This window comes from Comamonas sp. BIGb0152, from assembly GCF_024809975.1.
Taxonomy (GTDB): Bacteria; Pseudomonadota; Gammaproteobacteria; order Burkholderiales; family Burkholderiaceae_C; genus Comamonas.
Genome location: NZ_JANUDY010000004.1, coordinates 243624 through 266249, shown reverse-complemented (window position 1 = coordinate 266249; position 22626 = coordinate 243624). Strand labels below are relative to the sequence as shown.

The 22626-nt window shown below is 64.2% G+C and carries 19 protein-coding genes and 1 riboswitch; of the genes, 12 read left to right on the top strand and 7 right to left on the bottom strand.

Annotated elements, in window-relative coordinates; translation table 11 throughout:
• Window positions 1-6: 6 nt before the first annotated feature.
• The 5 genes from M2375_RS10180 to M2375_RS10160 all read left to right on the top strand — a co-directional run bounded on the left by M2375_RS10180 (window position 7) and on the right by M2375_RS10160 (window position 5445).
• The gene (locus M2375_RS10180; RefSeq protein ID WP_259165667.1) at window positions 7-711 is read left to right on the top strand and encodes a response regulator; all 705 of its coding nucleotides are present in this window, start codon (window positions 7-9) and stop codon (window positions 709-711) included.
• An 18-nt stretch (window positions 712-729) separates the two neighbouring features.
• A riboswitch (S-adenosyl-L-homocysteine riboswitch) is annotated at window positions 730-828 on the top strand.
• Window positions 829-902: 74 nt separating this feature from the next.
• A complete protein-coding gene (gene ahcY / locus M2375_RS10175; RefSeq protein ID WP_259165664.1) occupies window positions 903-2333 on the top strand; it encodes an adenosylhomocysteinase in 1431 nt (476 codons plus the stop codon).
• 144 nt (window positions 2334-2477) lie between these two features.
• On the top strand, window positions 2478-3674 hold the full coding sequence (locus M2375_RS10170; protein WP_259165660.1) for a TlyA family RNA methyltransferase: 1197 nt from the start codon (window positions 2478-2480) through the stop codon (window positions 3672-3674).
• Window positions 3675-3698: 24 nt separating this feature from the next.
• Complete coding sequence (metF, locus tag M2375_RS10165) at window positions 3699-4526, top strand: methylenetetrahydrofolate reductase [NAD(P)H] (RefSeq protein ID WP_259165658.1); 828 nt, start codon at window positions 3699-3701, stop codon at window positions 4524-4526.
• A gap of 73 nt (window positions 4527-4599) precedes the next feature.
• A complete protein-coding gene (locus M2375_RS10160) occupies window positions 4600-5445 on the top strand; it encodes a septal ring lytic transglycosylase RlpA family protein (protein ID WP_259165657.1) in 846 nt (281 codons plus the stop codon).
• Window positions 5446-5553: 108 nt separating this feature from the next.
• Here M2375_RS10160 and M2375_RS10155 read toward each other — a convergent pair whose 3' ends face one another.
• The gene (locus M2375_RS10155; RefSeq protein ID WP_259165656.1) at window positions 5554-6441 is read right to left on the bottom strand and encodes a 23S rRNA (adenine(2030)-N(6))-methyltransferase RlmJ; all 888 of its coding nucleotides are present in this window, start codon (window positions 6439-6441) and stop codon (window positions 5554-5556) included.
• A gap of 332 nt (window positions 6442-6773) precedes the next feature.
• Here M2375_RS10155 and rplM point away from each other — a divergent pair, with 332 nt between their 5' ends.
• The 4 genes from rplM (at window position 6774) to mdtD (ending at window position 9742) form a co-directional block, all read left to right on the top strand.
• Window positions 6774-7202 (top strand): 50S ribosomal protein L13, encoded by a 429-nt coding sequence (gene rplM / locus M2375_RS10150; protein ID WP_021026901.1) that lies wholly within the window; start codon window positions 6774-6776, stop codon window positions 7200-7202.
• An 11-nt stretch (window positions 7203-7213) separates the two neighbouring features.
• On the top strand, window positions 7214-7606 hold the full coding sequence (gene rpsI / locus M2375_RS10145) for a 30S ribosomal protein S9 (protein WP_259165655.1): 393 nt from the start codon (window positions 7214-7216) through the stop codon (window positions 7604-7606).
• Between the two features lie 222 nt (window positions 7607-7828).
• Window positions 7829-8194, top strand: coding sequence for an iron-sulfur cluster insertion protein ErpA (erpA, locus tag M2375_RS10140; protein WP_259165654.1), 366 nt, complete (start codon window positions 7829-7831; stop codon window positions 8192-8194).
• Between the two features lie 99 nt (window positions 8195-8293).
• The gene (gene mdtD / locus M2375_RS10135) at window positions 8294-9742 is read left to right on the top strand and encodes a multidrug transporter subunit MdtD (RefSeq protein WP_259165652.1); all 1449 of its coding nucleotides are present in this window, start codon (window positions 8294-8296) and stop codon (window positions 9740-9742) included.
• Between the two features lie 22 nt (window positions 9743-9764).
• On the opposite strand, the gene M2375_RS10130 is transcribed toward mdtD, so the two are convergent.
• Together M2375_RS10130 and M2375_RS10125 are read right to left on the bottom strand one after the other, a co-directional pair.
• Window positions 9765-10886: an anhydro-N-acetylmuramic acid kinase gene (locus tag M2375_RS10130; protein WP_259165651.1), complete on the bottom strand. Its 1122-nt coding sequence runs from the start codon at window positions 10884-10886 to the stop codon at window positions 9765-9767.
• 94 nt (window positions 10887-10980) lie between these two features.
• Window positions 10981-12345: a M23 family metallopeptidase gene (locus M2375_RS10125; protein ID WP_259165650.1), complete on the bottom strand. Its 1365-nt coding sequence runs from the start codon at window positions 12343-12345 to the stop codon at window positions 10981-10983.
• A gap of 245 nt (window positions 12346-12590) precedes the next feature.
• Here M2375_RS10125 and tyrS point away from each other — a divergent pair, with 245 nt between their 5' ends.
• Entirely contained in the window at window positions 12591-13823 is a 1233-nt protein-coding gene (gene tyrS, locus M2375_RS10120) for a tyrosine--tRNA ligase (protein WP_259165649.1), read from the top strand.
• A 267-nt stretch (window positions 13824-14090) separates the two neighbouring features.
• Here tyrS and M2375_RS10115 read toward each other — a convergent pair whose 3' ends face one another.
• Window positions 14091-15074: a tripartite tricarboxylate transporter substrate binding protein gene (locus M2375_RS10115; RefSeq protein WP_259165648.1), complete on the bottom strand. Its 984-nt coding sequence runs from the start codon at window positions 15072-15074 to the stop codon at window positions 14091-14093.
• Window positions 15075-15229: 155 nt separating this feature from the next.
• On the bottom strand, window positions 15230-16204 hold the full coding sequence (locus M2375_RS10110; protein ID WP_259166071.1) for a LysR substrate-binding domain-containing protein: 975 nt from the start codon (window positions 16202-16204) through the stop codon (window positions 15230-15232).
• Window positions 16205-16617: 413 nt separating this feature from the next.
• Here M2375_RS10110 and M2375_RS10105 point away from each other — a divergent pair, with 413 nt between their 5' ends.
• Together M2375_RS10105 and glmU are read left to right on the top strand one after the other, a co-directional pair.
• Window positions 16618-17043 (top strand): DUF2917 domain-containing protein, encoded by a 426-nt coding sequence (locus M2375_RS10105; protein ID WP_259165647.1) that lies wholly within the window; start codon window positions 16618-16620, stop codon window positions 17041-17043.
• A 168-nt stretch (window positions 17044-17211) separates the two neighbouring features.
• On the top strand, window positions 17212-18630 hold the full coding sequence (glmU, locus tag M2375_RS10100) for a bifunctional UDP-N-acetylglucosamine diphosphorylase/glucosamine-1-phosphate N-acetyltransferase GlmU (RefSeq protein WP_259165645.1): 1419 nt from the start codon (window positions 17212-17214) through the stop codon (window positions 18628-18630).
• 66 nt (window positions 18631-18696) lie between these two features.
• Here glmU and M2375_RS10095 read toward each other — a convergent pair whose 3' ends face one another.
• On the bottom strand, window positions 18697-21126 hold the full coding sequence (locus M2375_RS10095) for a TonB-dependent siderophore receptor (RefSeq protein ID WP_259165643.1): 2430 nt from the start codon (window positions 21124-21126) through the stop codon (window positions 18697-18699).
• Window positions 21127-21260: 134 nt separating this feature from the next.
• Entirely contained in the window at window positions 21261-22571 is a 1311-nt protein-coding gene (locus M2375_RS10090; protein ID WP_259165641.1) for a sigma-70 family RNA polymerase sigma factor, read from the bottom strand.
• Window positions 22572-22626 lie beyond the last annotated feature (55 nt).

Genomic DNA, 22626 nt, shown 5'->3' with positions numbered 1-22626 from the left:
GGGCGCATGACGCTTGCAGCCCCCCGCATCCTCTTGGTGGATGATGACCCCAATATCCGCCGTTTTGTGCGCTTGGCCATGGAGGACGAAGGCTGGCAGGTCTTTGAGGCCGACAGCGCCCGGCGCGGCCTGATTGAGGCGGCCAGCCGGCAGCCCGATGCGCTGGTGCTGGACCTGGGCCTGCCCGATGCCGATGGCAAGACGGTGATCACCGAGCTGCGCGGCTGGAGCAGCCTGCCCGTGCTGGTGCTCTCGGCCCGCGAGCAGGAAGACGAAAAAGTGGCCGCACTGGATGCCGGCGCGGATGACTACCTGAGCAAGCCCTTTGGCGTGCCCGAGCTGCTGGCGCGCCTGCGTGTGATGCTGCGCCGAGGCCAGCGCAGCGCGGGCGAGCGGCCTGGCAGCACGGTGCGCTTTGGCGAGGTGGAGGTGGATCTGGCCACGCACGAGGTGCAGCAGGCGGGCGTGGCGGTGCATCTGACACCGATTGAGTTTCGTTTGCTCGCGGCCTTGATCGCCGGCCAGGGCCGGGTGCTGACCCACCGCCAGCTGCTGCTGCAGGTCTGGGGCCCGGAGTACCTGGACCGGCCCCACTACCTGCGTGTGCACATGGCCAACTTGCGCCAGAAGATCGAGGCCGAGCCGGCCCAGCCCCGGCATCTGCTCACCGAGCTGCAAGTGGGCTACCGCCTGGTGGGGTTACAGGGCTGATGCCCTTATAATCTCGTTCCATCCGAGGAGCGTTGCAACGTTTCCCAGTCTGGCCAGGCGCCAGACCACCATGGGGCGTGAGGCTCGGATTTCATCTCGCAACGACGCTCACCCACGCTTTCTGTGCGGTGAGATGGTCTTTCCCCTTCTTCCGCGGAACGTGGTTTTTCATTCAATTTTTGGAGAAAACCATGAACGCTGCTGTTCGTTTCAATCCCGCTGACTCTGCGATTACCGATATTTCCCTGGCCGGCTGGGGCCGCAAGGAAATCAAGATCGCCGAAACCGAAATGCCTGGCCTGATGGCCGTGCGTGAAGAGTTTGCTGCTGCCCAGCCCCTGAAGGGCGCGCGCATCACCGGCTCGCTGCACATGACCATCCAGACGGCCGTGCTGATCGAGACCTTGACGGCCCTGGGCGCCCAAGTGCGCTGGGCATCGTGCAACATCTTCTCGACCCAGGACCACGCCGCTGCAGCCATCGCCGAGACCGGCGTGCCGGTGTATGCGATCAAGGGCGAGTCGCTCAAGGACTACTGGGATTACACCCACGCGATCTTCGAATTCGGCGCCAAGGGCACCGAAGGCGAAGGCCCGAACATGATCCTGGACGATGGCGGCGATGCCACCATGCTGATGCACCTGGGCAAGAAGGCCGAGAAGGACCTCTCCGTGCTGGCCAACCCCGGCAGCGAAGAAGAGAAGATCGTGTTTGCCGCCATCAAGGCCAAGCTGGCCGTGGATGGCAGCTGGTACAGCCGCAAGTCGGCCCAGATCATGGGCGTGACCGAAGAGACCACCACCGGCGTGCACCGCTTGAACGAAATGTCGGCCAATGGCTCGCTGCTGTTCCGCGCGATCAACGTCAATGACTCGGTGACCAAGTCCAAGTTCGACAACCTCTACGGCTGCCGCGAATCGCTGGTGGACGGCATCAAGCGCGCCACCGATGTGATGATCGCTGGCAAGGTCGCTGTGGTCGCTGGCTACGGCGATGTGGGCAAGGGCTGCGCCCAGGCACTGTCTGCGCTGCGCGCCCAGGTCTGGGTGACCGAGATCGACCCGATCAACGCGCTGCAGGCCGCTATGGAAGGCTACAAGGTTGTGACCATGGAGTACGCCGCCGACAAGTGCGACATCTTCGTGACCACCACCGGCAACAAGGACATCATTCGCCACGAGCACATGATCGCGATGAAGGACGAGGCCATCGTCTGCAACATCGGTCACTTTGACAACGAAATCGATGTCGCATCGATCGAGAAGTACGAGTGGGAAGAGATCAAGCCGCAAGTCGACCACATCACCTTCCCCGATGGCAAGAAGATCATCCTGCTGGCCAAGGGCCGCCTGGTGAACCTGGGTTGCGCCACCGGCCACCCCAGCTTTGTGATGTCCAACTCGTTCGCCAACCAAACCCTGGCGCAGATCGAGCTGTTCACCCGCCCTGATGCCTACGAAGTGGGCAAGGTCTATGTGCTGCCCAAGATCCTGGACGAAAAGGTTGCCCGTCTGCACCTGAAGAAGGTGGGCGCGCAGCTGACCGAGCTGACCCAGTCGCAAGCCGACTACATTGGTGTGACCAAGCAAGGCCCTTACAAGCCTGAAACCTACCGCTACTAATTGAAGCGGTAATCCCAGCGCCTGTTGGCATCCTCTTGAGGTGCCAGCAGGCGCTGCAGCCCTTTCAGGGGGCATTTATTTTGATGACGCCCAGCGCTGCCTTGTCGGCTTTGCGGGCCAGTCGCTTTGATTGAAGGAACGCGCATGCGCGCAGATGTGTTTTTGGTGGAAACGGGCCTGGCGTCGACCCGCTCGCAGGCCCAGCGCCTGATTGCTGCCGGTGTGCAGTGGCGCACGACCCCGCTGGCCCCGTGGATCAAGGTCGCCAAGAACGGCGACGAGATCCCGGCAGGCGCCCAGGTGGAGCTGCTCGATGATTCGGAAGCCAAGTACATCTCGCGCGGTGGCCTGAAGCTGGAAGGCGCGTTGGCGGCGACCGGCCTGGTGGTCAAGGACCTGCGTTGCCTGGATGTAGGCCAAAGCACCGGCGGCTTTACCGACTGCCTGCTGCAAGCGGGTGCCCAGCAGGTGATTGGTGTGGATGTGGGCACCGCCCAGTTGCACGAACGCCTGCGCGGGGATGAGCGCGTGGTCTGCGTGGAAGGCTTCAATGCCCGCGCGCTGACGGCCGATGCTTTGCAAGCGGCCTGTGAGCTGGCGCTGTGCGAGATCGTCGTGGACGAAGAAGACAACGACACCCAGCCCGTCGCCCCCTATGCCTGGATGCGCAATGGCGGCCAGGTGAGCGAAGAATACGACGACAGCCAGGACGCGAAAGAGCAGGAGATCGAGGACTTCAAGGCCGAGCGCAGTGCCAAGCAGCGCGCCAAGGCCGAAGGCACGGCCCCTGTGGAGCGCCGCCGCCGCCCGGGCACCGAGAACGTCGATATCCGCCCGGAGTTTGACTTCGTGACCGGCGATCTGTCCTTTATCTCGCTGACCCTGGTGTTGCCAGCGGTGGTGAGTGTGCTCAAGCCCGGCGGTCAGCTGCTGATGCTGGTCAAGCCCCAGTTCGAGCTGCAGCCCGGCCAGATTGGCAAGGGCGGCATTGTGCGCGACAAGGCCTTGTACGTTGAAGTGGAGCAGCGCATCCGCACTTGCTTGGCCGAGCTGGGCCTGGAGGTCAAGCACTGGCTGGATTCGGCCATTGATGGCGGTGACGGCAACCATGAGTTCTTTGTGCATGCCCAGCAAGGTGCGGTCGTCAAGGCGGTGGTGCCTGCCGCTGCGGACGCGGATGCGCCTGCAGCGCCTGCCAAGAAGGTGGCTGCCAAGCGCCCATCGCGTGCCGATATGCGTGCCAAACGCGATCTGCAAGAGCTGTATGTGGACCCGGAGGCGGCCAGTTTTGGGCAGCCCGGCCCGGCACGCGGCAAGCAGAAAAAACGCAACGAGCGCTGAGTATTGACGACTTGGAAGACGGCCATGACCTTTCCCATCAGTTTTGAATTTTTCCCGCCCAAGACGCCTGAAGGCGCAGACAAGCTGCGTGTGGTGCGCCAGGCGCTGTATGCGCGCAAGCCCCAGTTCTGCTCGGTGACCTATGGGGCCGGCGGCTCCACGCAAGAGGGCACCTTTGGCGTGGTCAAGGCGATCCTGGAAGAGGGGTTTGACGCGGCATCGCACTTCTCGTGCGTGGGTGCGACCAAGCAGACGGTGCGCGCGCAGCTGCAGCAGCTCAAGGACATGGGCGTCAAGCGCCTGGTGGCCTTGCGCGGTGATCTGCCCAGCGGCTATGGCCTGGGCGGCGAGTTCCACTACGCCAGTGATTTGGTGACGTTTATTCGCGACGAATTCGGCAGCGATTTCTACATCGAAGTGGCCGCGTATCCGGAGATGCATCCGCAGGCCAGAAACCCCGAAGCGGACCTGCAGGCCTTTCTGGCCAAGGTCAAAGCGGGTGCGGATTCGGCCATCACGCAGTACTTCTTCAACGCGGATGCCTTTTGCAGATTTCAAGAAGATTTACAAAAACGCGGGGTAGACCTGCCGGTCATCCCGGGTATTATGCCGATCACCGGATCGACGCAGCTGCTGCGCTTTTCGGATGCCTGCGGTGCCGAGATCCCGCGCTGGATTCGTCTGCGACTGCAAGGCTATGGAGATGATGTGGCCAGCATCCGCGCCTTTGGGCTGGATGTCGTGAGCCAGATGTGCGAGGACCTGCGCCGCCGTGGTGCCGTGGGCCTGCACTTCTACACCATGAACCAAAGCGCAGCCACCCTGGCGATCTGCGACCGGCTGGGGCTGTAACCAACAGCCCCCGGAATCTTGCAGCGTGGTGGCCTTGATTGCGCCCGAACGCTGAAAGACCAGGGAGTTGTTGTTGCCGTCATCCAACCTATCGTTCTGCCGGTGCTGGCTGGCTGCTGTCAGCGTGGCCATGCTGGCGGGCGGCTGCGTGCACGTGCCCAGCGATGACGCGGGGACAGCGCCTGCGCCGACCAGCGGTGAGAGCCAACCACTGGCGAAGCCTGCAGCCGCTTCGCCCCCACCCGAGCGCTCAGCGGCAGAGGCCGCAATTACGACAACGGCCCCTGAAGAGCTGGCCGCACTGGCGGGCGAGCGCCGAGGCTTGGGCCTGGTGCTGCCGCCTTCGGCGCCGCTCAGCAGCATCGATGGCCGCTCCCGCCCCTGGGATGTGCCCGATATTCCCTCTGAACTCAAGCAAGATCCCTACCGCAGCTCCGACCAACAAGGCATGGCCTCTTGGTATGGCGGCCAGTTCCATGGCCGCAAGACGGCCAATGGCGAGCGCTTTGACAAAGGCGGTCTGACGGCTGCCCACAAAACCCTGCCGTTTGGCACCCAGGTCTGTGTGCGCAGCATGGTCACCGGCAAAGCGGTGGTCGTGCGTATCAATGACCGGGGGCCTTATGCGGGCGACCGCATCATTGACCTGAGCCAGGGCGCTGCCCAGGAGCTGGGCATGCTGGGCTTGGGTATCAAGCCGGTGGAGCTGTGGACTTTGGAAGACGATGACGATAGCTGCCCCTCGTTTGTGCTGGCCGGGCGGCGCGGCAGCGGTGCGCTGGCCGGTGATGCGGCCCCCCGGGGTCAGCATGCCAGCAAGGCAGCACAGCACCATGGCCGCGTGCGTGCGGTAGTGCCCGCTACCAAGTCCCGGGCCAAGCCTGCCAAGGCAGCACCTGCGGCACGGCGCAAAAAGTAACACTGCAGAACCCGGAATACAAAACGCAGGCGCATCCTGGTGGATGGCCTGCGTTTTTCGTTGGTGGCTGTGGGCCTTGCCCCCAGCTACCTCCGCCGCCTCAAGCGCTTACTTGCCGCCGCTCTCCAGCACATAGCCGGCATTGCTGTCTTGCTGCATCAGCTCGGCCATCTGGGGCAGGGCCACTTTGAGCTGGTCCTTCAAGGTGAAGGGCGGGTTGATCAGGAACATGCCGCTGGCGGGCAGGCCGGGGCGCTTTTCTTCGCCCTGGCGCATGGCGGTGGTGATCTTGCTGTTCTTGACCGTCAGCTCGGCATTGAGCCAGCTCTTGCCGGCTTTGTTGGCCAGGGTCTTGAGGCGGCGCGGCAGGTCATGCGCTTCTGGGCGCGGAATGATCGGGTACCAGACCGCATAGGTGCCGGTGGGGAAGCGCAGCAGGCTGTCGGCCACCATGTCGATGACGCGGCCGTAGTCGGTCTTCATCTCGTAGCTGGGGTCGCAGAGCAAAAAGGCGCGGCGCGATGGCGGAGGCAGGAATTTCTTGATGCCTTCAAAGCCGTCTTCCAGCAACACCTGGATCTGGCGGCCCGCCTTCAACTGCGCGATGTTGCCGCTCAGCGAGCGGCAGTCGGTGGGGTGCAGCTCAAACAGCTTGAGCTTGTCGCGGTCGCCCAGCAGACGCTGCGCGATAAAAGGCGAACCCGGGTAGACCTTGTAGGTGCTGCTGGTGTTAAAAGCTTTGACCATGTCCACATAGTCCTGCAGCAGGGGGCACAGGTCCTTGGCGCCTTCGAGACGGCGAATGCCCTCATCGGCTTCGGCGCTGGTGGTGGCGTAGTCGCCGTCCAGGCGGTACAGGCCCGCCCCGGCATGGGTATCCAGTGCAACCAGCGCCGCCTCTTTTTGCGTCATGTATTGCAGGGAGGCAATCAGGATGGTGTGCTTGAGCACATCGGCGTGATTGCCGGCATGGAAGGCGTGGCGGTAACTGAACATAGGGCGCCAATGGTAGCGATATGCGCCACGCTACGGCTCTAAAGGGGCATGCAGCAGCTGCTACAGGCCGCAAAAACACCAAAAAAATGTCCGAATCGGGCCCTTTACAGGGATGTAAGGAGGCACTTTACGTCTTGGCGAAAAACTTTTATAATGGAGAGCTTCGCAGCGATTTTTATGAATCCCGCGGCGAGGACTTTGCGTGCTGTGCCCAGGCGCCGCACGCAAGGGAGTACCGCCTAAGAGGCTTCCTGCGCGACGAGAGTTGCGTCTAGAAGAAGCACCGACCGCGGAAAAGGATTCGCCAAACCCTCTATTGAAAGAGAAAACTCATGTCTACATTCAGCGCAAAACCCGCTGAGGTGCAACACGAGTGGTTTGTGATTGACGCCACCGATAAGGTGCTCGGACGTGTCGCCAGCGAAGTGGCACTCCGTCTGCGCGGCAAACACAAAGCCATTTACACACCTCACGTTGACACCGGTGACTACATCGTCATCATCAACGCCTCCAAGATCAAGGTCACTGGTACCAAGAACACGGACAAGGTGTACTACCGTCATTCGGGCTTCCCAGGCGGCATCACTGCCACCAACTTCCGCGACATGCAAGTGAAGTTCCCTGGCCGCGCTCTCGAAAAGGCTGTCAAGGGCATGCTGCCCAAGGGTCCTCTGGGCTACGCCATGATCAAGAAGCTGAAGGTCTACGGTGGTGATGAGCATCCTCACACCGCCCAACAGCCTAAAGTGCTGGAAATCTAAGGAGTCCCGAGATGATTGGTGATTGGAACAATGGCACCGGCCGTCGCAAATCCAGCGTCGCCCGTGTGTTTCTGAAGAAGGGCTCCGGCAAGATTGTTGTGAATGGCAAAGACATTCAGCAATATTTCGGCCGTGAAACCTCGATCATGATTGCAAAGCAGCCCCTGGTGTTGACCGGCAATGTCGAAACTTTCGACATCCAGATCAATGTCCACGGCGGCGGTGAATCCGGCCAAGCCGGTGCAGCCCGCCACGGCATCACCCGCGCCCTGATCGATTACGACGCAGCACTGAAGCCACAACTGAGCCAAGCCGGCTTTGTGACCCGTGATGCCCGTGAAGTCGAGCGTAAGAAGGTCGGTCTGCACTCTGCACGCCGCGCAAAGCAGTTCTCCAAGCGTTAATCGCTGGGCTACTTGCCAAGAACCGCCCCACGGGGCGGTTTTTTTATGGCTGGCTGCAGCCTCTGCACCAGCCGCGTCACCAAGGGTGGGCGCAGACTCTGCAAAAGCCTTTCAGGGTATTCCCACACTGCAATTGGCGTCACCCAGCGCATCGGCTGTGAAAAACATGCGATTGGAGTACCATTCTTTGCAGTACATCAAATAAGACAGGAGTCGTCTCCCATGAGCGAAGTTGCTGAAAACACCATGACGGAAATGCCCACCCCGATTGTCTTTACCGACAGCGCTGCGGCCAAGGTGGCCGATCTGATCGCCGAGGAAGGCAATCCGGATCTGAAGCTGCGCGTGTTCGTGCAAGGCGGCGGTTGCTCCGGCTTCCAGTACGGCTTTACCTTTGACGAGATCGCCAACGAAGACGACACGACCATGAGCAAGAATGGCGTGTCGTTGCTGATCGATGCGATGAGCTACCAATACCTGTTGGGCGCCGAGATCGACTACAAGGAAGACCTGCAGGGTGCGCAGTTCGTGATCAAGAACCCGAACGCCTCCACCACCTGCGGTTGCGGATCGAGCTTCTCGGTATAAGCCCGCGCAGTCTATGATCGGAGGCATGGCTGCATTGCTTGCCCTCTGGCCCCATCCCTTGCCACAAGCCGCTGTTTAACAGCGGCTTTTGTTTTGCCCATGTCCGCTCCCCTGACCCCACATCTGCCCACCGGTCTGCCGCCCGCGCCCATCGCGCCCCATAAGGAGCGTTTGCTGTGGCTGGTGGCGATTGCTTTTTTTCTGCAGTCGCTGGATTCCACCATCTTGAATATCGCCTTGCCGACGATGGCGCATTCGCTGGGGGAAAGCCCGCTGAAGATGCAGTCGGTGATCGTTGCCTATTCGCTCACCACAGCCATGCTGATTCCGGCCTCGGGCTGGATTGCCGACCGCTTTGGCACGCGGCGGGTGTTCATGTGGGCGATTGCCTTGTTCGTGCTGGGCTCGGTGCTGTGCGCGCTCTCGCCCAGCCTGGGCTTTTTGATTGCGGCGCGGGTGGTGCAAGGGGTGGGTGGGGCGATGATGCTGCCGGTGGGGCGGCTGGCGGTGCTGCGCAGCCACCCCAAGGGGGATTTCATCCGCGCGATGAGCTTTATCGCCATTCCCGGCCAGGTCGGCCCCTTGCTGGGCCCGACCCTGGGCGGCTGGCTGGTGGAAGTGGCGACCTGGAACTGGATCTTCTGGATCAATGTGCCCGTCGGCCTGTTCGGCGTCTGGGCCGCGCGCCGCTGGATGCCGGAGACCACCTGGACAGTGCCGCGCAAGTTTGATGGCGTCGGCTATGCGCTGCTGTCGTTTGGCATGGTGGCCATTTCGGTGGCGCTCGATGGCATGTCCGGCATGGGCCTGGGCATGGCCTTGGTGGTCGTGCTGATGGTGTTTGGCCTAGCCAGCCTGGCCAGTTATTGGATGCATGCGCTGCGCGTGGCCGAGCCTTTGTTTCCGCCGCTGTTGTTCCGGGTGCGCTCGCTGCGTGTAGGCCTGCTGGGCAACTTGTTTGCCCGCTTCGGCACGGGTGCTGCGCCGTTTTTGATCCCCTTGCTGCTGCAAGTGGGCCTGGGCATGCCGCCGATGAATGCCGGCATGATGATGCTGGCCACCGTGCTGGGCAGTATGCTGGTCAAGCGCTTTGCGGTACAGACGGTGCAGCACTTCGGCTACCGCCGCGTGCTGCAGGTCAACTCGGTGATGGTGGCGATCATGCTGGCCAGCTTTGCCTGGACCAGTGCCAGTCAGCCGCCGTGGTTGCTGCTGCTGCAGCTGTTTGTGTTTGGCGGCTTCAACTCCATGCAGTTCTCAGCGATGAACTCGGTCACCCTGAAGGACCTCGATGGCGAGTTTGCCAGCAGCGGCAACAGCTTGTTGTCGATGGTGCAGATGCTGGCCATGGGCATTGGCGTGGCCCTGGCCGGCGCTCTGCTGTCGGGCTATGCCGACCGCTGGATGGCCGACCCGGACAAATCACTGCGCGCCATCCACGCCACCTTTTTGACGGTGGCCTTGATGACCCTGGCCGCTACCCTGGTCTTCAGCCAGCTCGACAAGGATGAGCCGGTCAAGCCCGCGCCGGATGGCGGGGATGCTTAAAAGCCTAGCGGCTGACAGGTTCTTAGCGCGGATAAATAGCACCCAGCACCCGGGGACCACGCGCGCCGGTCACCGCTGGCACGTTGCCGGGCAGGCTTTGCCAGCACTGGCGTGCCAGCCAGGCAAAGGCGCTGGCCTCCACCTGCAAAGGGGGCAGGCCGTGGGCGGCTGAGCTGTCCACCGCCACGCCAGGCAGCAGATCGGCCAGGCGCTGCATCAGGTGCTGGTTGAGCGCGCCCCCGCCGCAGACGACCAAGGTCTGTCCCTCGGCTGCGCCATGGCGCTGCATATCTTGCGCAATCGCCAGCGCCGTGAAGGCGGTCAGGCTGGCCTGCACATCGGCAGGCGCCGCGCCGGGCGCATGGCGCTCCAGCAAGGGGGCCAGCCAGCTGGGGTTGAACAGGTCACGCCCGGTGCTCTTGGGGGGAGGCAGGTGGAGAAAAGCCTCCTCCATAAAGGCCGCGAGCAGGGCCGGAATCACCTGGCCGCTGGCCGCCCAGTGGCCGCCGTCGTCATAGGGATTGCCGGTGTTCAGCTGGCACCAGTGGTCCATCAGTGCATTGCCGGGCCCGCAGTCCCAGCCTCGGATGTCATCGCCTTGGAGGCGGCTGATGTTGGAGATACCGCCGATGTTGAGCACCCAGCGCAGGCTGCCCATCGCGCCCGCGCCGCCAAACACGCTGTGGTGGAAGGCGGGCACCAGCGGTGCGCCCTGGCCGCCCGCCGCCACATCGCGGCTGCGGAAATCGGCCACCACGGCGATGCCGCTCAGCTCGGCCAGCAGCGCAGGGTGGTTGAGCTGCAAGGTGTAGCCCGTGCCATCCCACAGACCGGGCTGGTGGCGTACCGTCTGGCCATGGGCGCCAATGGCGGTGATGTCGGAGGGCTGCAGTTGGCTGCGCGCCAGCAGCCGGTCCACCACCTGGGCATAGCTGCGGGCCAGTGCGTTGCCGGCCAGTGCGGCGCGGTGCAGCTCCTGCTCGCCCGCGCTGTTGAGCGCCAGCAGCTCGGCGCGCAAGGCGGGGTCAAAACCGGTGCTGGCGTATTGCAGCACCTCCATGCGGCCTGCTTGCCACTGGGCAATCACACCATCCACGCCATCCAGCGAGGTGCCGGACATCAGGCCAATAAAGCGTTCAGTCATCGTTGTTCAGGCTGCAAAAGCAAAGGCCCCAACAATAGCAAGATTGTGGGGGCCTGGGGGCGGTGGCAGCGGCTGTTACGCGCTGATTACCGGCTTACTGGTTGGCGCTGGTCTCGAGCATCAGCATCTGGTCGTTCAGGGCCAAGCGCATGCTGTTGGCCAGGTTGTCAAACTTGGCGCGGGCCTGGCGGCCGATGGGCTTGCTGGTTTCGCTTTCGGCCACCATGGCCAGCGGGTCACGCTGCTCACCGGCGACGCGGAACTCAAAATGCAAATGCGGGCCGGTGGCCCAGCCGGTCTGGCCGACGGCGCCAATCTCGTCGCCCTTGTCCACGCGCGCGCCTTGCTTGACGGCGATGCGGCTCAAATGCGCGTAGACGGTTTCGTGCTTGTTGCCGTGGTCGATGTAGATCACATTGCCGTAGCCGTTTTGCACGCCGGCAAAGGTGACCAGGCCATCGCCCACGGTACGCACGGGCGTGCCTTGCGGGGCAGCCAGGTCGGTACCCTTGTGGGCCGACCAGGTCTTGTGGATGGGGTGGACGCGCATCGCAAAGGCGCTGGAGATACGGGTGTACTTGACCGGAGAGCCAATATAGCTGCGCTCGCCGCTTTCGCCGGCAAAGTTGTAATAGGCGCCCTTGTCCTTGGGCGAGTCCTGGAACCACAGCGCCTCATGGGTCTTGCCGTTGTTGCGGAACTCGGCGCTCAGCAGGCGGCCGGTACCCAGCACTTCGCCATCGGCTTCCAGGGTTTCGTAGACCAGCGAGAAGCGGTCACCGGCGCGCAGCGCACGGCGAAAATCGATCTTGTCGGCAAACACCTCGACCATCTGGTTGGAGACGTTGTCCGGCAGGCTGGCCGCATCGGTGGCGGCATACAGCGAGCTGCGGATGATGCCGCCCGACAGGCGCGTGCCATGGGTCAGCGGCAGAAACTCGGTCAGGGTGTCGAACTTGCCATCGGCTTTGCGGATGCTAAAGCGCTGGAACACATCGCTGCTGTCACCCGCCCAGCGCACCGTGAGGGTGGTCAGCTCGTGGCTTTGGGTCGTCTCGGCAGTGACCTGGCGGCCGGCCTTGCCGATGATGGCGCTGCGGGCCTTGGCATTGCTGCGGATGAAGGCCGCCGCGGCCGGGTCTGCCACGCCCAGGCGACGCAACAGCGACTCCGGGGTGTCGTTGCTGCGCACCTCATCGGTGCGGTACAAAGAAAAACCTGGTCCATCGACCAGGTCTGCGATCGCAATGTCCGACGCCAGCGACTCGACTGGGTATTGCACGGTCTGCACAGGCATGTCGGAGGGGTTGGGGCCCAGCTCAGCAACGGCAAAAGCTGCGCCACCGCCGGTCATCAACATGACGGCGAGGGCTGCAGCGAGACGCTTGGGGTGAGCTTGGGCGGTATTGACCAGCTGGCGAATGACGAGGCCGCCAGCGGTGATGAATCCGTTATTCAATGTTCCATCCCGGTTATGGATTGCCTCTTGTCGGCTGCGTAGTCGGAGCCCAAAACAAACCGCGTCTGCAGGCGCGGTAGCGGTTTTTTAACAAGACGGCACAAAAAAACTTAGGTACAGCGTTCGCGGGTCTGGATGAAGTCCCCTTGGGACATCGTCTGACAGACGCGGCTAGAATAAAACGCTGCAACGCAAGGGCTGGAGTATAACGCCCTTGGCTTTGTTGGCAACCTGAGAAACCCCATATGAATCAATCGACTGTTACAACTTACCCTGTTACCGACCGTGTGCAAGAGGCTTTGCAGGTAAGTCTGCGTGGGGTGGATGAGCTGCTGCCGCAGGAGGAATGGGTCAAAAAATTGGCCAGATCCGAGGCCACCGGTGTGCCGCTGCGCATCAAGCTGGGCCTGGATCCCACCGCGCCCGATATCCACATTGGCCATACCGTGGTGCTCAACAAGATGCGCCAGCTGCAGGATCTGGGCCACACCGTGATCTTCCTGATCGGTGATTTCACCACCTTGATTGGCGACCCCTCGGGCCGCAACAGCACCCGCCCGCCGCTGACGGCCGCGCAGATCCAGCTGAATGCCGAGACCTACCGCGAGCAGGCCTACAAGGTGCTGGACCCGAGCAAGACCGAGCTGCGCTACAACAGCGAGTGGTGCGACAAGCTGGGCGCACGCGGCATGATCGAGCTGTCGGCCAAGTACACCGTCGCGCGCATGATGGAGCGCAACGACTTCCACACCCGTTTCCACGAAGGCAGCTCCATCAGCCTGCATGAGTTCCTGTACCCGCTGCTGCAGGGCTATGACTCGGTGGCGCTCAAGAGCGATCTGGAGCTGGGCGGTACCGACCAGAAGTTCAACCTGATGATGGGCCGCCATCTGCAGGCCGAGTACGGCCAGGAGTCGCAGTGTGTGCTCACCATGCCCCTCTTGGTGGGCTTGGATGGCGTGCACAAGATGTCCAAGTCCAAGAACAACTACATCGGCATCACCGAAGACGCCAACACCATGTTTGCCAAGGTGCTGTCGATCTCGGACGACCTGATGTGGGACTGGTTCACCTTGCTGTCCTTCATGGGCCTGCCGGAAATCGCCGCGCTCAAGCTGGAGATCGAAGGCGGTCGCAACCCCAAGGATGCCAAGGTGCTGCTGGCCAAGGAAATCACCGCACGCTTCCACAGCGCTGCAGCGGCCGAGGCGGCTGAGCAAGATTTCATGAACCGCAGCAAGGGCGGTATCCCCGACGATATCCCCGAAGTCGCCCTGAGCGGCGCCCCACTGGGCATTGGCGCCCTGCTCAAGCAGGCCAATTTGGCGCCTTCGACCAGCGAGGCCAACCGCCTGATCGACGGCGGCGGTGTGCGCGTCGACGGCGTGGTGATCGAAGACAAGGGCCTGAAGCTGCCAGCCGGCAGTTTTGTGGTGCAAGTGGGCAAGCGCAAGTTTGCCCGGGTGACTTTGGCCTAAAGCTACCGCTGTACCCGCGTAAAGCTGGGTGTACTGGGCCGGGCTGGTCTGGCCAGGCTGGCTGTTCGATCAAAGAGCCGCTCCCCTTCGTTGGGGAGCGGCTCTTTTTTCGGACCGCCTCTTTTTGACTGCTGCTGGCACGCGCCAGCCCGCAAGGAAGAACTGGACCCTGGAAGCCTGACTACCAGCACCAGCCGCTGAGCAGCCGGGTGTACGGGTGCCCGGGGCCCGCCTTTGATGCCTGGCCGGCCAGGCGGGCCTGCAGCCTTATTGCAGCTCGATCTTGGCCTGGGTCGCAATGCGCTTCCACAGCGCAATCTCATCGGCCTGGAACTGGCGCATCTGCGCGGGGCCGCCACTCATCGCCGTGGCGCCCAGGTTGGCGTAGAACTGCTGGGTCTCGGGCTCCACCGCAATCTGCATAAACCAGCCTGCCAGCTTGGCGCTGATGTCCTCCGGTGTCTTGCTGCTGACCATGGCGCCGACCCAGGTGTAGGCCTCGATACCGGGCAGGCCCGCTTCGCGCGCGGTGGGCACATGGGGCAGGGCCGCCACGCGGCTGTCGGAGGCGACGGCCAGGCCGGTCAGGCGCCCGGCCTTGATCAGCTCCTGCACCGAGGTGGCCTCGGCAAAGGCGTAATCCACCGTATGGCCGGCGACAGCGGTGGCCACCTCGCCTGCGCCCTTGAAGGGCACATGCACGGTCTGCACCTTGGCCACATCGTTGAACAGCTCGCCCATCAGCTGGTAGCCGGCCGAGCCTGCGCCAAAGTTGATCTTGCCGGGGCTCGCCTTGGCCTTGGCCACCAAATCCTTGAGCTGCTTGGTGTCGCTGTCGCCCGGTGCCACCACCACGGCGGGCGCGCGCATCATCATCGTCAGCGGGGCAAAGTCCTTTTGCGGGTCATAGGGCAGCGCTTTGAACAGTGCCGTGTTCACCGCCAGCGTCGAGTTGCTGCCGATAAAGACGGTGTAGCCATCGGCCGGCGCCGCCATGGCCTGCTTGACCGCGATAAAGCCGTTGCCGCCCGGCCGGTTCTCCACCACCACGGGCTGACCAATCAGCATCTGCAGCTTTTTGGCGTAGTAGCGTGCCGACGTATCGGTGCCGCTGCCCGGCCCAAAGGGCACGATGAATTTGAGTGGTTTGCTGGGAAAGTCCTGGGCCTGCAGCGCCGGGCTGGCCGCGCAGGCGAGCAGGGCGGTACACAGCGCCAGCGCCCGTCGGCGGCCAAAACGAGGGTTGAACATGGCAGTCTCCTTGTGTCGTTATAGGTGGCTGCCTGCAGGTGTTGAACGCGCAGGCAGCCGCTTTGACTGTAGGGAGGGTGGTCTGCCTTGTCTAATAGTGAATTGGCCGGGGCTGAGAGGATGGGCGTATCAGCGCTGGCGCTGCACAGCCCACATCAGCCGCCCGAGGTGTCGCCAATCGCCGTGCGCGTAGCGGCAGCCTGCAGTTGCAGCCAGGCGCAAAAGGCCGTGACCTCGGGGCGCTGCTGGCTACGTGGGCCAATGATGAGCCAGTAGGCCAGCGGGGAGTCCATGCGGTATTCGGGCAGTACTTCGACCAGGTCGCCGCTGGCCAGTGCGTCGGCCACCAGGGGCATGCGCGCCAGTGCCAGGCCCTGGCCGGCCAAGGCGGCCTGCGCAATCTGGTGCGCGTAGTTGAGAAACAGCCAGCGCTTGGGCTGCAGATTGCCGCAGCCATGCAGCTCCAGCCAGCGCTCCCAGGTCAGCCAGTCCAGGTGCTGCAGGCGGTGGGCATCGCCCGCTTCAATCAAGGTGTGGCGGGCCACATCGGCGGGCAGGCTGATGCGCGGGTGGCTTTGCAGCAGCCAGGGGCTGGCGACGACGGCGAGCTGCTCGCCAAACAAGCGCTGGGCGCCGGCCGTGGCGTGCTGGGGCAGGCTGTAACGCAGTGCCAGGTCGACATCGGAGGTGTCCAGGTCGAGCACGTTGTCGGTGGCATCGATGCGGATGTCGATCTCGGGGTTGTCGCGCTGGAAGGCCTCCATGCGCGGGATCAGCCACATCGACGCAAAGCTGGCCCAGGTGGTGATGGCCACGCTCTTGCGGCCGCTGGTCTGGCGGATCAGGCGCACGGCAGAGTCGATGCGCTCAATGGCGGGCGACACCGCGCGCTGCAGCTGGGCGCCGGCGCTGGTCAGCTCCACCGCGCGGGTATGGCGCAGGAACAGCGCAATGCCCACCTCGTCCTCCAGCGCCTGGATCTGGCGGCTGACGGCGGATTGCGTCAGCGCCAGCTCCTCGGCAGCAGCGCGAAAGTTCAGATAGCGTGCCACCGCCAAAAAGGCGCGCAGATGGCCCACGGCGATGGGCCGGGTGCGAAGCAGGGAGGGCGGCAAGGGCAGGTCTGGCATGGTGAAGGCGGCAAATACAGACACACAACAAAGGGCAGGGCGCTGGGCGGGAGGGCAGAGGCACTGCGCTGCCGTGGCCAGCGCCCATTCTCTGCGCTTATGCAAGGGGCAGTGGCACCAATGGGCGGTGCCGGGCAGGGCATGCCTGGCAATGTAGCAAGAAGCACACACTGCGCCCGCATGTACGCCCGGCGCGGCGCTCCATCATGCTCCTGCTTCGATAGCTGTCACTGGCTCTGCCAGGGCTTGGGCCTGCAGAAACCCTGAAAACTAGGGTTAACCATTAATGCCTTGGCTGCATCGATCGCCCCTGTTTTATTCATTGGACGCAGGCACGGCCGAGGCGCAAGATACGCATATCGGGTTAACCCTAGGAATCGCACCGAATCCAGGGCCCTGCAAAGGAAATCACCATGGCAATGTCTGCATCTCATGTTCTGTCCGCTGGCTCCATCGCTGCGCGCCCCTTGCGCGCCAGCGGCCGCGCCGCGTCGGCCGCTGCCGAGATGCGCATTCTGCCGTCCGGCAAGGCTGTCAGCTTTGTGCCCCAGCGCGATGTCGTGCTGCGCATCTCCGAAGGCACCGCCTGGGTCACCCTGGGCCTGGGTCTGAGCAACGAAGCCAGCCTGCAAGCCGGTGACCTGGTATTGCATGCCGGCCACAGCGTGGTGCTCAAGGCCGGTCAATCGGTGGTGATCGAGAGCAAGCGCCAGGATGCGCTGGTCTACCACTTCCCCAAGAACCAGGGCGGCCAACCCAACCTGGATGAGCAGCCCGCCCGCTGGTTCACGCGCTTTCAATGGGGCAAGACCGACGGCAGCATGTTCTACAACATCTGAGTTCCGCGACCTGATCGACCGCCAGCCTGCCCCGTGCAGGCTGTTTTTTTTGCCTGATCAGCGGCCAGGCAATCCCATGCCCGGGCCCGGCGTGGCGCAGCGGGCGCGCGATAATCACAGGGTTTTGTCTATTAGAGGCGGTGCCGGGCACCGCCTCGCTGATTCACCATGACCGCTCCACTCGACATCATCATCATGGCCGCCGGCAAGGGCACGCGCATGAAAAGCCGCCACCCCAAGGTGTTGCAAAAGCTGGCCGGGCGTGCGCTGCTGCAGCATGTGCTCGATACCGCTGCCCAATTGCAGGCGCGCGCGGCGGTGGTGATCACCGGCCATGGTGCAGAACAGGTCGAGGCGGCCATTGGCCAGACCAGCGCCGGCATCAGCCAACTGGCCTTTGCGCGCCAGGAGCCGCAGCTGGGCACGGGCCACGCGGTGCAGCAGGCCGTGCCTTTGCTGGCCGACGACGGCATGGCGATTGTGCTGTCCGGCGATGTGCCGCTGACCCAGGCCAGCACCTTGCAGGGCTTGCTGGATGCGGCAGGCAGCGACCGCATGGCCTTGCTCACCGTCAACATGCCCGACCCGACTGGCTATGGCCGCATCGTCCGCAATGCCGAAGGCACCGTGCAGCGCATCGTCGAGCAAAAGGATGCGAATGCGAACGAGCGCGCCATTACGGAGGTTTACAGCGGCATCATGGCCGTGCCGGTGCACCGACTCAAACCCTGGTTGGCGAAGCTGAACAACCACAACGCCCAGAGCGAGTACTACCTGACCGACATCGTGGCGATGGCCGTTGCCGATGGCGTGGCCGTAGAGGGCCACTGCATTGACGATGTGCTGCAGGTGGCGGGCATCAACAGCCCCCAGCAGCTGGCTGAGCTGGAGCGTGCCCACCAGATGCGCCAGGCCCAGGCGCTGATGGCCCAGGGCGTGCGCATGGCCGACCCGGCCCGTTTTGACCTGCGCGACGATGCCCGCGGCGGCAAGGCGCAGCTCATCTGCGGCCAGGATGTCGAGATCGATGTTGGCTGCATCTTTGGCGGCCAAGTGCGCATTGGTGATGGCGCGCGCATTGGTGCCTACTGCCACATCAGCAATGCCGAGATTGCGGCCGATGCCGTGATCCACCCTTTCACCCATATCGATGGCGAGGCCGCTGGCGCGGTGGTGGGCGAGGGCGCGCTGGTCGGGCCGTTTGCCCGCTTGCGCCCGGGTGCCCAGCTGGGCAAGCAGGTGCACATCGGCAATTTTGTCGAGGTCAAGAACTCGCGCCTGGCCGATGGCGCCAAGGCCAACCACCTGGCCTACCTGGGCGATGCCGATGTGGGCGAGCGGGTGAACTACGGCGCAGGCAGCATCACCGCCAACTACGACGGGGCCAACAAGCACCGCACCGTGATCGAGGCCGATGTGCATGTGGGCAGCAACTGCGTGCTGGTGGCACCGCTGACCCTTGGCGCGGGGAGCACCGTGGGCGGTGGCTCGACCATCACCAAGAGCACCCCGCCCGGCGCCTTGAGCGTGGCGCGCGGCAAGCAGGTAACCATTGCCGACTGGGCGCGCCCGCAGAAGAAGCGCTGAGGGGCGCACAGGCCAGCGCGGGTGCCAGCTTTGGCGCCCAGCGTTGCTGCCCAGTGCGGGTCGCCCTTAAAAATCCACCGATGCCGACACCACAAAGGTGCGGGGCACCATCGGCGATACCGCCCCCCAAGAGGTGACGCCCGCCCAGGCATTGCGGTTGGCCACGTTCTGCACCGTGGCGCGCAGGGTGGTCTTGCGATCAGCGATGCGGGTGCTGTAGCGCAGGCCTAGATCGGCGCGGGTCCAGGCAGGAATGCGCAGCTGGTTGGCCTGGTCGGCAAACTGCGCGCCGGTGTAGGCCAGGTCGCCAATCAGGCTCAGGCCCTGCAGCGCGGGCACATCCCATTCCACGCCCACATTGGCCAGCAGGCGTGAGGTGCCGATGGGCCGGTTGCCCACCAGCGCAGCCGTGGCGGCGCGGGTGATTTCCGGCTTCAGCACGGTCAGGCCGCCGAGCAGGCGCAGGCCCTTGGCCGCCTCGCCATAGGCATACAGCTCCATGCCCAGGTTGCGCTGCTCGCCATTGCTTTGGTAGACGCCCTGGTTCAGCCCACCGCTGGGCTTTTCGATGCTGAACAGCGCGGCGGTGGCCATGAAGCTGCCCAGGTCGTATTTGCTGCCGATCTCGTACTGGCGGCTTTTGTAGGGGCGCAGCACCTCGCCGTAGTTGCTGGCTGAGGGCGGCGCGATATCGCCCTTGCTCAGCCCCTCGATGTAGTTGGCATACAGCGACCAGTTCGGCGCCTGGCGCCAGACCACGCCCAGTGCCGGCGTGGTGACCCGCTCGTCATAGACATTGGCGGTGGCCCCGCTGAGCGCGTTGAAATTGGTGGACTTGATCATCTGGTGGCGCAGCCCCATCGACAGCTGCAAGCGGTCCTGCAGCAGCGCTACCGTGTCGACCAGGGCCAGGCTGGTGTTGCGGTTGTCATGGATGCGGGGAATGGCGCTGGGCCGCGCAATGTTTTGCGGGGTGTTGGCCACCGGCGCGTAGATATTCGAGCCGATGGTGCTGCCCGCCTGCAGCGCGCGGTGAAACTCCTCCCGGTAGCTGGCCAGCTGCAGGGTGACAGAGTGCTTGACCCCTGCCAATGCAAAGCGCGAGCGCAGGCCGGCATCGATGGTGCTGCGGTCCACATCGAACACCGCATAGGTGGGGGTGCTGCTGGTGGCGCCGGCGGCCGAGGTCAGGCGCGGTGCAGAGTCGTAGAGCCGGTCTACATCGGCGCGCGACTGGCCCATATTGGCAAACACGGTGAGCTGCTCGGTGACATCGAACTCGGTGCGCAGCAGCACGGCGCGCTCGCGGTTGTCGGACCATTCCCAGGCCTGCGAGGCATTGCGCTTGCCGCTGGGGGCGGCCGGCAGCGCCGCCAGCCCGCTGGGCATGATGGGGCGGCCCACGCCGTTAATGCGCTCGTCCTGCGAGAGGATATCGAGGGTGGCGCGGAACTGTGCCACCTCGTAATCCAGCGCCAGGGCCAGCACATGGCCGTTGCTGCGCTGCTGCTCCACCACCGTATCGCCCTGGTACTTGCTGGCGTTGATACGGATGCCGTACTGGCCCTCGTCGCCAAAGCGCCGGCCCACATCGGCATGGCTGTGCCAGAGGCTGTCGGACGTGCGGCCGACGGTCAGCCTGGCGACCTCCTCATTGGCGCGCTTGGGGGCGATGTTGATGACACCGCCGACCGAGCCATTGGGCGACATGCCAAACAGCAGCGCGCCCGGGCCCTTGATGACCTCGATGCGGTCCACATACTCGGTGCGGACCCGGTAGTTGGGCGCAATGCCGTAGATGCCGTCAAAGGCGATTTCGCCGGAGTTGCCTTCCCAGATCGGAAAGCCCCGGATGTAGAGGTTGTCCACATTGCCGCCGGGCAGCACGGTGTAGCGCACCGAGGGGTCACGGTTCACGGCCTCGGCAATGGTGCTGGCCTGCTGGTCGCGCACCGCTTGGGCGGTGTAGCTGGTGGTGCTGAAGGGGGCATCCATATTGCTGGTATTGCCCAGCACCCCCAGGCGCACGCCCTTGGCCACTTGGCCACCGGCATAGGGCGCGGGCAGCAGGTTGACGTACTGGTCGCCGGCAGACACGGTGACCACGGGCAAGGTGTGGTCCTGCACTGGTGCAGGGCTGGGCGCCGCTGCGGGCATCGGCTCCAAGGTCAAGGTGCCGCCTGCAATGCGGCCCTGCAGGCCGCTGCCCTGCAGCAACTGGGCCAGGCCCTGTTGCAGCGCATAGCGGCCACTGAGCGCCTGCGACTGCCGGCCTTGCACCAGGTCGGAGGCATAGGTCAGCTGCAGGCCGGCCTGGCGTGCAAACTGGCTCAGTGCTGTGGCCAGCGGCTGTGCGGGAACCTCCAGGCTCAGGCTTTGTGCGGCGGCGATCTGCAGTTGCAGGCCCAAGGTCAGGGCCGCACAGGCCCGGGCGATGGCCGAGCGGCGGCGCAAACCAAAAGAAGCGGCGGAAGAAGGCGCTGGGGCAAGGGGCATAAATGCTTTCAGAAGGATCAAACGGATGGCCTAAGACCGTCGCCTGGTGGCTGGGGCAGATGCGCTGCACCGATGCCCAGACTGGTCTTCTGACAGCAAATACGAAGCAGGCCACAAAACCCTGAAAAATAAAATCAGCGCTTTGCCCGCAGGCTGATCAGCAGGGCGCCATCGGCCTGGGTCTTGACCTGCACCGGCGCCAGCTGCGGCAGGCTGCGCAGCCAGCGCTCGGCCAGCACGATGCGCACATGGCCGCTGATGGCCAGCTGCGCGGCGCCCGCATCAATCTGCAGCGGGCGGCTGCTGTAGCGGCCCAGGCGCGCAACCACCTGTCCCAGCGGCTGCTGGTCAAACACCAGCTCCCCATCGCGCCAAGCGGCAGGCCTGGCCTGGGGCTGTGCCTGCCAGGCGGCCTCGCTATCCGCCAGTGGCACCTGCAGCGATTGCTGTGCTTCCAGCACGATTTGCTGGTCGCTGCCCAACCGCTCGACCCGCACCTGGCCCGATTCCACCTGCACCAGCACCGCATCGGCCTCCAGCTCTACGCCAAAGCGCGTGCCCAGCACGCGGATGCGCACGGGCCCGGCCTGCACGACAAAGGGCCGGCTGGTATCGCGCGCCACACTGAAGAAGGCGGCGCCTGCCAGAAGCTGGGCCTCGCGGATGCCAGCGCGGTAGCGCAGTTCCACATGGCTAGCGGCATCGATGCGCAGCTGGCTGCCATCGGGCAGATCCAGGCTGCGCTGCATGCCGGTGCCACTGGCCAGGCGGCCTTGCCACAGCAGGCGCTGCTGCCACAGCTGCCAGCCAGGCCAGCCCACGCAGGCCAGGCCTGCTGCGCCCAGCAGCGCACCCAGCGCGCCTCTGCGCCGGCGCCGGGCCGCTGCCTGCCGCGTGCCCTGTGCATCGCCTCGCCAGCGCAGCAGTGCGGCCTCCAGGCAGGCGTCGGCCTGCATCAGGTCGCGCTCCACCGTGTTCAGCGATACCTGCAGGCTGCGGGCAATGTCGGCATGGGTCTGGCCCTGCAGGCGGTGGGCCAGCAAGGCGGTTTGCATGCGTGCGGGCAGCGCGGAAATCACCTGGGCCACCAGATCCAGCGCCTGGCGGTACATGGCCTGGTCGGCCACATCGCTGGCGCTGGGGGGCTGCAGCTGTTGCCAATCCTGCAGGCTGCGCTGCTGCACACCGCGTTGGCGCAGGTGGTCCAGCGCCAAGTGCTTGGCGGTGGCAAACAGGTAGGCCCGGGCGGCCTCTTGGCTGGCGGAGCTGCCATCGGGCAGCTGTGCGGGCGCAGCGGCCAGGCGCAACCAGGTCTCCTGCACCAGGTCATGGGCTTCGTCGCGGCTGCCGGTCTTGCCGGTCAGGTAGGCCAGCAGCTGCGGCTGGTGGGTGCAGAAAAGGGCATGCCAGCGCTGGGCGCTCCAGGGGGCAAGAGAGGATGGCATGGCAGTGGCAAGGGGTTGAAGACGAGAATGACAATCATTCTAGTTTCTGGCCCTT